The sequence below is a fragment of the Klebsiella sp. RHBSTW-00215 genome (assembly GCF_014103785.1).
Lineage (GTDB): Bacteria > Pseudomonadota > Gammaproteobacteria > Enterobacterales > Enterobacteriaceae > Klebsiella.
In genome coordinates this window covers 3,804,964-3,817,318 of record NZ_JABXQS010000001.1, presented here as the reverse complement: position 1 = coordinate 3,817,318, position 12,355 = coordinate 3,804,964, and the positions used below count along the sequence as shown (strand labels likewise).

The 12,355-nt window shown below is 55.0% G+C and carries 4 protein-coding genes and 1 pseudogene; all 5 read right to left on the bottom strand.

The genetic code is table 11. From position 1 onward, the window contains the following. Positions 1–52: 52 nt before the first annotated feature. Positions 53–1,273, bottom strand: coding sequence for an HlyD family efflux transporter periplasmic adaptor subunit (locus tag HV127_RS18060; protein ID WP_182237682.1), 1,221 nt, complete (start codon positions 1,271–1,273; stop codon positions 53–55). Further along, a complete protein-coding gene (locus HV127_RS18055) occupies positions 1,270–3,417 on the bottom strand; it encodes a type I secretion system permease/ATPase (RefSeq protein ID WP_182237681.1) in 2,148 nt (715 codons plus the stop codon). The genes HV127_RS18060 and HV127_RS18055 overlap by 4 nt, the downstream gene beginning before the upstream one ends. Next, positions 3,414–4,850, bottom strand: coding sequence for a TolC family outer membrane protein (locus HV127_RS18050; protein WP_182237680.1), 1,437 nt, complete (start codon positions 4,848–4,850; stop codon positions 3,414–3,416). The genes HV127_RS18055 and HV127_RS18050 overlap by 4 nt, the downstream gene beginning before the upstream one ends. 170 nt (positions 4,851–5,020) lie before the next feature. Beyond that, positions 5,021–7,903 (bottom strand): type I secretion C-terminal target domain-containing protein, encoded by a 2,883-nt coding sequence (locus tag HV127_RS18045; protein WP_228727474.1) that lies wholly within the window; start codon positions 7,901–7,903, stop codon positions 5,021–5,023. Between the two features lie 375 nt (positions 7,904–8,278). Then, a pseudogene (locus HV127_RS32030) lies at positions 8,279–12,347 on the bottom strand (hypothetical protein); the annotation flags it as partial. Positions 12,348–12,355: the final 8 nt, after the last annotated feature.

Genomic DNA, 12,355 nt, shown 5'->3' with positions numbered 1-12,355 from the left:
CAATATCGCCTGGACTCGTCGCCCTGACCGAGTGGTTCCGTCAGCAATCCTATTAGCGTTCCCTTAGAGCTTCTTTTGCCCGATTAAACGGTTTAACCAGATAATCCATCACCGTTTTTTCACCGGTCTTAATATCGACGGTGGCAATCATCCCTGGACCAATTAAAAAGCGTTTGCCGTGTTTATTTTCCAGGTAATCGTGATCGGTGCGAATAAACACCCGATAGTAGTAAATATCCGGTTTAGCCTCATCCTGGGTCGTGTCCGGTGAGATTGTTTCCACCACACCTTCCAGCGCACCGTAGATGGCATAATCATAAGCGGTAATTTTTACCAGCGCCTGCTGATCAGGATGAATAAACGCGATATCGCGCGGTGAGATCCGTGCTTCAATTAATAAACGTCCGTCAATGGGGACAATTTCCATTAACTCACCGTTGGGCGCAATAACCCCACCAATGGTGTTGACCTTGATATTTTTAACAATCCCCTGCACCGGCGAACGCACCGTTAAGCGGGTGACCGAATCGGCGCGGCCTTTAATCACTTCCGCCAGGCTGGCGATGTCGGCATTGGCTTTTGATAGCTGTTCACGAGCGTCAACAAAATAGCGCGTATTGATATCGATTTTTTTAAAGCCAATATCCGCCACCTGCTGGCGCAGGCGCAGCACTTCAACATTGCTCGCCGCTCCGGTTTTCGCCAGCTTCTCGGTAATGGCCAGTTCGCTATTGACCAGCTTCAGCGATTCATCCAGTTGACGCGTGGATTTGATCAGCTGATCCTTACGGCTATGGTACAGGCGAGTCTCTTCCGCCAACAGCGCAGGCCAGGCTTTCAGCGTGTCGGGAAACACCAGCGGCTGGTTGTTAACCTCAGCGGTTAAGCGAATGCTGGCGGCCAGCGAAGCGCGGTACTTCGCCTGGCTTTCGCCGACGTTTGATTCGCTGCGGGTCGGGTCAAGACGAGCCACTACCTGCCCGGCTTTAACCTTGCTACCTTCTCGCACGTTCAGCTCGGTTAAAATGCCGCCATCGAGAGTCTGTATCACCTGCTCGCGGGAGCTGGGGATCACTTTGCCGGTGCCCGTGGAGACTTCGTCCAGCACCGCGAACCATGCCCAGACGCCACCGACAAGTAGCATCATTGCCAATACCAAAATTAACCGACGCGATTTGACGATCTTCGCTTCATCTTCTTCGCTATCCGGCAGCAGCGCGACCGGGTCGTTATCAGTCAGCGCTGGTAATACAACATTGCCCGGCTTATTCATATGTTCACCACCTGAGCGCGAGCTTTCTCTTGTTCAAAAACGGTTGCTTTCGGTTTATCCAGCGCCAGCTGTCCGTCCTGAATAACCAGAATCCGATCAACAATATTAAGGACTGCGGCTTTATGGGTGGCGATAATCATCGTTCTCTCTCCGGCCCATTGCGCCAACTGATCCACAAAGGCTTTTTCCGTGCGCTCGTCAAAAAACGAGGTCGGTTCATCGAGCAGGATGATGTTCGGGTCGCGCAGCAGCGTTCTTGCGAGCAGCAGTGACTGCCGCTGACCGCCGGAAAGCCCCAGCCCGCCCTCCATAATGACGTGTTCAAGACCAAGGGGCAGTTTGCGCACAAACTCCAGCGCGCCGCACAAAGTCAACAGCGAGAAGATTTCATCATCGGTCGCTGCCGGGCGTCCAAGCATCAGGTTTTCACGCAGCGTGCCGTGGAACAGACGCGCTTCCTGAGTCAACAAGGTGGCGTTGCGGCGAATATCCGCAAGATCGATCTGCGGCAGGCTCAGGTCATCCAGGCGCAGCTCGCCGGAAGCCAGCTCGACGTTGCCCATCATCGCCTGTAACAAGGTTGATTTACCGGCACCGATACGCCCGAGAATGGCGATTTTCTCTCCGGCTTTAATTGATAATTGGTTAATGCGCAGGGGGACAGTGGCGTCGTTAAGGCCATAGCGAAATTCCGCCTGACGAAACTCGTAGTTGCCGTGCAGCACAGCGCGATGAACGCGGGGTTCGTCCTGGCCGCCCTCCACCGGTAGCGCCATCAGATTGTCGAGGCTGGCTTTCGCCGTTTTCACCTGCTGCCAGCGGGCAAGCACGCCACACAACGCGGTCATCGGCGCCACCATGCGGGTCGATAACATCGATGCCGCCACCATCGCCCCGGTGGTGATATCGCCGCTGATCACCAGCGGCGCACCGACCACCACCACCACGGCATAGAGCAGGTTTTGTACCGACATTCCCCAGCTCACCAGGCCGTGAGTCAGCTTGCGCGTTTTGACACCGGACTCGGCGGTAATGGCGATATAGCTGTTCCACTGATGCAAAAAGCGACTTTCCGCCTGCATCATTTTGATATCCTGCAGGCCCTGAATACTTTCCACCAGAATAGCGTTACGTAAGGTGTTTTCGTGTTGGTTCTTATTTGCCAGCGCGGCGAGCTTACGCTGCAATAACAGGCCAGGAAGGATCATCAGGAGCGTCGCTACCGGCGCAATCCAGCTCAGCCACGGCGAGACAATAAACAGCACCACCTGGAAGAGTAAAAAGAACGGCAGGTCCGCCACGATAGTCATCATCGTTGAGGTCATCATTTCGCGCACCTGCTCAAGTTCGCGGATCTGCGAAATAAAGCTCCCTGTCGAGCGCGGCACCGCGTTGTTTTTCAGGCGTAACGCGTGACCGAAAACCCGGTCCGATACGCGAATATCCCCACGTTTACCGAGCAGATCCGTCACGTGCCCGCGCATGATCTTCAACGCAAAGGCAAATATCGCCGCCAGTACCACGCCGCTGAACAAGACATATAAGGTGGGATAAGATTGCGCCGGGATCACCCGGTCATAAACCTGCATCGAAAAAAGAATGCCGCTCAGCGCCAGGACGTTAATGGCGAACGAAGCCAGCATCACATGCATATAGGGGCGAATATCTTTCAGAACGATCTTGCGCAACCAGTCCGGCTGGAAGCGGGTCAAATAGCTTTCGCTGCGAATGTCCTTTTCCGGCGCCGACGGGCGAAAAGCAATTGTTTGTTCTATTTCCGGCAGCAGGGTTTCCAGCGGGCAATAGCTGAGCAGCGAAAGCTCTTTCACAAACCGCACTCCGACCGCATTGTTCACGTCAAAGCTTTCAATAACCGCAATCTGCCCATCGCGAAGCTGAATGACCAGCGGCAGACGCCAGGCCGACATTCGCTGGTCGGTGGCGGATAAAAACTGGCAGTTTAGCCCGGCATGGCGCGCCAGATGCCGGAGCGCCTCCGGCAGGGTCTTCTGCGTTGCCCACTCGGCGGCGGCATGCAGCGTTCCGGGTGAAAAGCTTTGCCGGTAGTGGTTAGCGATAAAGGCGATGGCATTGGCCCAATCGAGCAAATGCGGCACCCCTTCGCGTTCATTTTGAGTGGTCATGGGCGGATCTCCACGCCCTGGATATTTTGATTTTCCAGCGCGAACACCGTGCGCATCTTGCCGGTACTAAACAGGCAGTCCAGTTCAAGGGAGCGCAGTTGCGATTCCGTCAGGACCTGGCTAAATCTGGCCTGGTAAATTTCCTGATCGACGTTGAGCAGATCCAGCAGCGGGCGCGAACCCAGCTGGAGATATTGATCCTGGTACAGCGCCCGGGTTTGCTCCCCTAGCTGCTGCTGGCGTTTCTGAATACCCAGCGATTGGGCAAGGTTAACGGCTTCATCGCGAGAGGCGTTCAGTTTCTGGCTGGCGTCCAGTTGCGCAGTTCTAATCGCCGCATTAGCCGCCGCCAGGCCTTGCTGGGCAGCGTCGCGGGAGGCGGTCATCGCCCCGCCCTGATAGATAGGCATCTGAACCTTAACCCAGGCGGAATATTGCGTTTTATTGAGCGCCGCGCTGTTGGCGTAATTGTCGTTGAGGTAGTGCGTGACCTCAGGTTCAAGGGAGATGGTCGGCAGCATTTGCGCGTTGGCGTTATCCAACTGCGCCTGAGCCTGGCCTGCCTGAGCCAGCGCGGCTAATACTGCGGGAACAGAACGATAATCAATTTTGGATACCGCACAAGCGGCATCCATCCCCGGAGGCACCTCATCCGTTACCGTGGCGATCCCGCCGATGCCGATATAGGTCGCTAGCGTGGCTTTCCAGCGTTCGAGTGCCGCCTTATATTGCAAGAGCGTAGATTGCGCCCCTTCCACGCGGGTATCGGTTTGCACAACATCCGATAACGAAGACGCGCCCGCATCGTTGCGCTGACGAATAAGGTCGCCAATCTGTTTAAGCGAATCGACCTGTGCTTTTGCGATATCAACCAGCTTTTGGTAGCCCTGCACCTGCACCACCGCCCCGGCGGTATCATGAGCAACCTGATCGATATTCAGCATGACAGTGGCCTGCTGTTGGGCCACGCCGGAATCTGCGGCTCTGACCGAACTGGAAACTTTGCCGAAGTCGTAGAGCATTTGCGATACCGATACCACCAGTGATGGTGTATATCCGGCATCAGAATAAGAGTTTGTATAACCATTATTCATACCCGCACTAATTTGCGGGTAATATTTGGCCTTCGCCACATCTACTTTTTGCGCCATTTCCTGGAGCTTGCTCACCTCCTGAGTAATAGATGGATGCCAGTTGACTGCATTTTTCACCGCTTTTTTAATATCAAGCGGGCCGGATATTCGGGTTTGGTTATTAATAATCTCTTCATTGTACCCCGCTATCTGCTGGCTATCGGTTAAGCGCTGGCTACTAATATCATTCGGCATTAAATATGAGCTTTCTGCATTCACCACAAATGCAGGATTGAGTGAAATAAATAAGGCGGCATAGCCGCAGGTTATGACAATCCCTTTTTGTTTAAATAGGCGCATCAAATTTACCCTTCAGAAAGCACGCACTGAAAAACGGATATTATGATTTCCGCATCATTGTTTTTATTTAATAGTAGTCTGCTATTTCCCGGTTCACTGCCCGAATTCATTCCTCCGCGATAAAATAACCTCGACAGCACTTCCCTGTGCTGTCATCGGTGTAACACGCCTTAGTTGGAGTTATTGGTATCAAGCAGCTCGTTGAGCGTATTGATATGTACCCCTTCCAGCGTAATTAAGGTTGTTGATTGATGGTTGCCAGCCCCACCGTCGCGGTCGATTGATACCACCGTATTACTGCCGACGTAGCTCAGAGTGACATAGTTGCCCAGGCTACTACTGTTTCCATCCCAGCCGACCAGCAGCGCCGATACATCTATGTGGTCCCCTTGCGCTACCGAGAAGTCCTTCCAGGTATCGCTGCCGTTGCCGCCGGTATTGTCATCAGCCAACAGGTTGTAAACCACCGTATCGGCCCCGACCCCCATGGTGAAGGTATCGTTATAAGCGGTACTGTGGATATCATCGCCATTAATGCTGCCGGTAATCTGCGGATGCAGATCGATGGTCAGTGTCGCCCCGGACGAAACGCCATTGCTGTCGTTCACCGTGTACGCAAAGACCTCCTTATGCGTTATCGTCGAGACATCCATACCTGCCTTCAGACTGTAGGTATAAGAGCCGTTATTCGCCATCGTCAGATTGCCATAATCACCGAAAATTGTGACGCTGGTTCCGCTTACTGCACTACCGTTGCTGGTGGTGATACTGCCGTTACTGTTGAAGGTCCAGGATTCGGCGCTGCCAGTGGAAGTATGTCCGGCGACGGTGTATGAGGCATACAGTACGCCATGGAAATCCTCCGTACCGCCTGAGTTGTTTCCGTTCTGGATGTTCCCGCTAACGTTGGTTCCTGCCACCGTGTAGTGAGTGACAGTATCAATCACTACCCCCGTTACCGCACCTCCGAGGGTATAAGTGGAAGCAGTTCCCGCTGTCACGTTATTTTGCAGGCTCAATGTATAGTTCCCTTCCGCCAGGCTACCGACAGAGAGTGTCACGCTGTCTGAACTCGTCGCCCCCAGGAGGGAGAATACCCCTTTTGAATACGTATCCCGCCAGACTTCCACGCTGGTTGTACCGCCGCTACCATTATCAACCAGATGATAGAGGATCACCGTGCCTGCGAAAGTTATTGTGCCGCTCGCTAACCCACTGTTCGTTTTGCCCGACAAACTCAGCGCCAGAGACGTATTATCCTGCTCATGCCCTGCAGCAACGCTAAAGTTGATAGTCTTCGTCGACCCCGTCCCTGAAGCTCCGGAAGAGGCCAGATTCGCCGCGTTGATGCTAGCCGGAACAGACGTTGCCAGCGCCGTAGCGACATTCAGCGCAACCACATCATTCACCGCCAGCGACGCCGGGCTGTCAATATCGATCGTCAGCGTGGTGCTCGCCGTGTGGCCCAAACTATCGGTGATGGTGTAGGTAAAGACCTCCGATTTACCGACGCTATTCACACCGCCATAAGGCTGATAGGTATAGCTACCGTCGCTATGGATGGTCAACGATCCCCATGCGCCCGCTATCGTCGTTCCGCTGCTGCTTACCGACACGGGTTCGGATCCGTTAACCGAAGTAGCCGTTACGCTCGCCACCTTAATATTCACCCCGGTATCCGCAACGTCACCACCAACGTCGCTTTGCAGCACGTTACCCGCAAGGCTATCCGTGTGATACCCCTGAGAATCAGCGACCGATACGTTGACATAGGTCCCCAGGTTCAGGTCCAGCAGTGATTTCAGGATCCCTGTTGTCGATGGTGAAGAGACAATTGCCGTGTAGGAGCCTGTAGGCAACATGGAAGTCCAGCCGCCTCCGCTATAGACCAGGTTAATACCGCTCGCATTAATGCTGACCGCATTCGACAGCACTTCAACAACCAATCCGGTAGTCTTATCGACGATAGAGAGATCCGCCGTAAAGGACGAGGCGCCGCCCAGCAGGCTCAGGATCGCCGCCACACTGAGCCCGGCACTTCCTGAAACAGCAAGCTGCACTTTTTCATTCGAACCAGCGGCCACATCAAAATCAAAGCTATTACCATTGAGGGCAGATACGCTGACCGAACCAAGCAGCGAAACCCCGACAAGCTGCCCGATAGTGCCACTTTCTCCATTGAGCGTGTCGAACGTCGCAGTCAGATCCGTATCCTGCGTATCCGGATTGGCCTGCGCCGGCTCGATATTTCCACCAATGTTGATAGTCAACGATGTTGTGGAGGTATGGCCCCCGGCATCAGTAATGGTGTAGCTAAAGACATCCGATTTACCGATGGCAGCTCCACCTTTGGTCAACTGGTAGCTATAGCTACCATCAGAGTGAATCGTCAGCACGCCGTAAGCGCCTGCCACATTCACACCACCGCTGGTGACCGTCACGGCAGTTGACCCCTGAACCGAATCAGAGACTGCACTTGTGACCGTGATTCCGCTGCCGCTGTCCGCCATATCCCCGCTGGATGTGGTATCCAGCACATTGCCTTCAATGGCCCCAACGCTGTAGCCTACGGAGTCCGTCACATCAACGTTGACGAAGGTTGCCACCTGAGCCGCAGCCAGCGCGTTTATCAGCGATACCAGGGTGCCGGTACTATTCGGCGAAGAGATGACCATGGTGTAATCGCCTGCCGGCAGGTTCGCGAACGACGCCGTGCCGCTATAGGTGAGTCCGCCAATCAGGCTCGCCGAGATAGACACGCTATTTGCCGCAATCGCTACCACTTCACCGGTAGCGGTATTCACGACCGAGAGATCGGCGTTCAGCGTGTTTCCAGCCCCCAGCAGGTTGACGATCGTGGTCAGTAATCCGCTAACCGTTAACAGCGAGTTACCGCTCACCGATACCGTCATATCTTCGACGGTTCCAGAGCCAACGCTGAAGCGGAAGTTACTACCCGACAGCAGTGAGACATCCACGGAGCTGAGTAACGTCACGCCAACCAGTTGGCCGCTGGTGCCGCCGTAACTGTTCAGGTTACCTTCCAGTGCCACAACGTCCGGGCTGTTGCTATCTGGGATAGCCTCGACATCGCTGTCTGAATCCGAATCACTATCCGAATCCGAGTCGCTGTCAGAATCCGAATCACTGTCGGAATCAGAATCGCTGTCGGAGTCCGAATCGCTGTCGGAGTCGGAATCGCTGTCAGAATCCGAGTCACTGTCGGAATCGGAGTCGCTGTCAGAGTCAGAATCGCTGTCCGAATCCGAGTCACTGTCAGAGTCGGAATCACTGTCAGAATCCGAGTCGCTGTCAGAGTCCGAGTCGCTGTCAGAATCCGAGTCGCTGTCAGAGTCGGAATCGCTGTCGCTATCCGAGTCACTGTCTGAATCGGAGTCGCTGTCAGAATCCGAGTCGCTGTCAGAGTCGGAATCGCTGTCGCTATCCGAGTCACTGTCTGAATCGGAGTCGCTGTCAGAATCCGAGTCGCTGTCCGAGTCCGAGTCGCTGTCAGAATCCGAGTCACTGTCAGAATCCGAGTCGCTGTCGGAATCAGAATCGCTGTCAGAGTCCGAGTCGCTGTCGGAATCAGAATCGCTGTCAGAGTCCGAGTCGCTGTCGGAATCAGAATCGCTGTCAGAGTCCGAGTCGCTGTCGGAATCAGAATCGCTGTCAGAGTCCGAGTCGCTGTCGGAATCAGAATCGCTGTCAGAGTCCGAGTCACTGTCCGAATCCGAATCGCTGTCAGAGTCCGAGTCGCTGTCCGAATCCGAATCGCTGTCAGAGTCAGAATCGCTGTCAGAGTCCGCATCGCTGTCCGAATCCGAATCACTGTCAGAGTCCGAATCGCTGTCAGAGTCCGAATCGCTGTCGGAGTCCGAATCGCTGTCAGAATCCGAGTCACTATCAGAGTCGGAGTCGCTGTCAGAATCCGAGTCGCTGTCCGAGTCCGAGTCGCTATCGGAATCCGAGTCGCTGTCCGAATCAGAATCGCTGTCGGAATCCGAGTCACTGTCAGAGTCAGAATCGCTGTCAGAGTCGGAATCACTGTCAGAATCCGAGTCAGAATCGCTGTCCGAATCCGAGTCACTGTCCGAGTCAGAATCGCTGTCCGAATCCGAGTCACTGTCCGAGTCGGAATCGCTGTCGGAATCGGCATCACTGTCAGAGTCCGAGTCGCTGTCGGAATCCGCATCGCTGTCAGAATCCGAGTCGCTGTCCGAGTCCGCATCGCTGTCCGAATCGGAATCGCTGTCAGAATCCGAGTCACTGTCAGAATCAGAGTCGCTGTCCGAATCCGAGTCGCTGTCAGAGTCCGCATCGCTGTCCGAATCCGAGTCACTGTCAGAATCCGAGTCGCTGTCAGAATCCGAATCGCTGTCAGAGTCGGAGTCACTGTCAGAATCCGAATCGCTGTCCGAATCCGAGTCGCTGTCAGAGTCCGAGTCACTATCGGCGTCGGAATCGCTGTCCGAATCCGAGTCGCTGTCAGAGTCGGAGTCACTGTCGGAGTCCGAGTCGCTGTCGGCGTCGGAATCACTGTCGCTATCCGAGTCACTGTCAGAGTCCGAATCGCTGTCGGAGTCCGAATCGCTGTCAGAATCAGAATCGCTGTCAGAGTCCGAGTCGCTATCGGAATCCGAGTCGCTGTCAGAGTCCGAATCGCTGTCCGAGTCCGAGTCGCTGTCAGAGTCAGAATCACTGTCCGAATCCGAATCACTATCAGAGTCAGAATCGCTGTCAGAGTCAGAATCGCTGTCCGAATCCGAATCGCTGTCCGAATCCGAGTCGCTGTCGCTATCCGAGTCGCTGTCGGAGTCCGAATCGCTGTCCGAATCCGAGTCACTGTCAGAATCCGAGTCGCTGTCAGAATCCGAGTCGCTGTCAGAATCCGAATCGCTGTCCGAATCCGAGTCACTGTCGGAATCGGAATCGCTGTCCGAGTCCGAGTCGCTGTCTGAATCCGAGTCGCTGTCCGAGTCGCTGTCTGAATCCGAGTCGCTGTCAGAGTCAGAATCGCTGTCAGAATCCGAGTCACTGTCGGAATCAGAATCGCTGTCAGAATCCGCATCGCTGTCCGAATCCGAATCACTGTCAGAATCCGAGTCACTGTCAGAATCCGCATCGCTGTCCGAATCCGAATCACTGTCCGAATCCGAATCGCTGTCCGAATCCGAGTCACTGTCAGAGTCAGAATCGCTGTCTGAATCCGAATCGCTGTCCGAATCCGAGTCGCTGTCAGAATCCGAGTCACTGTCAGAGTCCGAGTCGCTGTCGGAATCCGAGTCACTGTCAGAGTCCGAGTCGCTGTCAGAGTCAGAATCGCTGTCCGAATCCGAATCGCTGTCCGAATCCGAGTCGCTGTCAGAGTCCGAATCGCTGTCGCGAATCCGAGTCGCTGTCCGAATCCGAGTCGCTGTCGGAGTCCGAATCGCTGTCGAATCCGAGTCACTGTCAGAATCCGAATCACTGTCAGAATCCGAATCACTGTCAGAGTCTGAATCACTGTCAGAATCCGAGTCGCTGTCCGAATCGGAGTCGCTGTCAGAATCGGAATCGCTGTCCGAGTCCGAGTCGCTGTCGGAATCCGAGTCAGTCGATCGCTGTCAGAATCGGAATCGCTGTCCGAGTCCGAGTCGCTGTCGGAATCCGAGTCACTGTCAGAATCAGAATCGCTGTCCGAATCCGAGTCACTGTCGGAATCAGAATCGCTGTCCGAATCCGAGTCACTGTCAGAGTCCGAGTCGCTGTCAGAATCCGAGTCGCTGTCAGAGTCAGAATCGCTGTCCGAATCCGAATCGCTGTCGGAGTCCGAATCGCTGTCCGAATCCGAATCGCTGTCGGAGTCCGAGTCGCTGTCCGAATCCGAGTCGCTGTCAGAGAATCGCTGAGAATCATCGAGTCGCTGTCAGAGTCCGAATCGCCGATCCGAGTCGCTGTCAGAGTCCGAATCGCTGTCCGAATCCGAGTCGCTGTCAGAGTCCGAATCGCTGTCCGAATCCGAGTCGCTGTCGGAGTCCGAATCGCTGTCAGAATCCGAGTCGCTGTCGAATCCGAGTCCGAGTCGCTGTCGAATCGCTGTCCGAATCCGAGTCGCTGTCCGAATCCGAATCGCTGTCGGAGTCCGAATCGCTGTCCGAATCCGAATCGCTGTCGGAGTCCGAATCGCTGTCAGAGTCCGAGTCGCTGTCAGAGTCAGAATCGCTGTCCGAATCCGAGTCACTGTCAGAGTCCGCATCGCTGTCGGAGTCGGAATCGCTGTCAGAGTCCGAGTCGCTGTCCGAATCCGAATCGCTGTCGCTATCCGAGTCGCTGTCCGAGTCCGAGTCGCTGTCGGAATCCGAGTCGCTGTCAGAATCCGAATCGCTGTCGGAGTCCGAGTCGCTGTCAGAGTCCGAATCGCTGTCCGAATCCGAGTCACTGTCAGAGTCCGAGTCGCTGTCCGAGTCGCTGTCAGAGTCCGAGTCGCTGTGTCAGAATCCGAGTCGCTGTCGGAGTCCGAGTCGCTGTCAGAGTCGAATCGCTGTCAGAATCCGAATCGCTGTCGCTATCCGAGTCGCTGTCAGAGTCGGAGTCACTGTCGGAATCCGAGTCACTGTCGGAATCCGAGTCGCTGTCAGAGTCCGAGTCGCTGTCAGAATCCGAGTCGCTGTCGGAATCCGAGTCGCTGTCAGAGTCAGAATCGCTGTCCGAATCCGAGTCACTGTCGGAATCCGAGTCGCTGTCAGAGTCCGAGTCGCTGTCAGAGTCCGAATCGCTGTCCGAATCCGAATCGCTGTCAGAGTCAGAATCGCTGTCCGAATCCGAGTCGCTGTCCGAGTCAGAATCGCTGTCCGAATCCGAGTCACTGTCAGAATCCGAATCGCTGTCCGAATCCGAATCACTGTGTCATCGCTGTCGAATCCGAATCACTGTCCGAATCCGAATCACTGTCCGAATCCGAATCACTGTCCGAATCCGAATCGCTGTCCGAATCCGAATCACTGTCGAATCGAATCGCTGTCCGAAGTCCGTCACTGTCGAGTCCGAGTCGCTGTCAGAGTCGAGAATCGCTGTCCGAATCCGAGTCACTGTCGAGTCCGAATCGCTGTCCGAGTCCGAATCACTGTCGATCCGAATCGCTGTCCGAGTCCGAGTCACTGTCGAGTCCGAGTCGCTGTCAGAGTCCGAGTCGCTGTCAGAATCCGAGTCGCTGTCAGAGTCCGAATCGCTGTCCGAATCCGAATCACTGTCCGAATCCGAGTCGCTGTCAGAGTCCGAGTCGCTGTCAGAGTCCGAATCGCTGTCTGAATCCGAGTCACTGTCAGAGTCAGAATCGCTGTCCGAATCCGAGTCACTGTCAGAGTCCGAGTCGCTGTCCGAATCCGAGTCACTGTCGGAATCCGAGTCGCTGTCTGAATCCGAGTCGCTGTCAGAGTCAGAATCGCTGTCCGAATCCGAGTCACTGTCGGAATCCGAATCACTGTCAGAGTCCGAGTCGCTGTCCGAATCCGAGTCACTGTCAG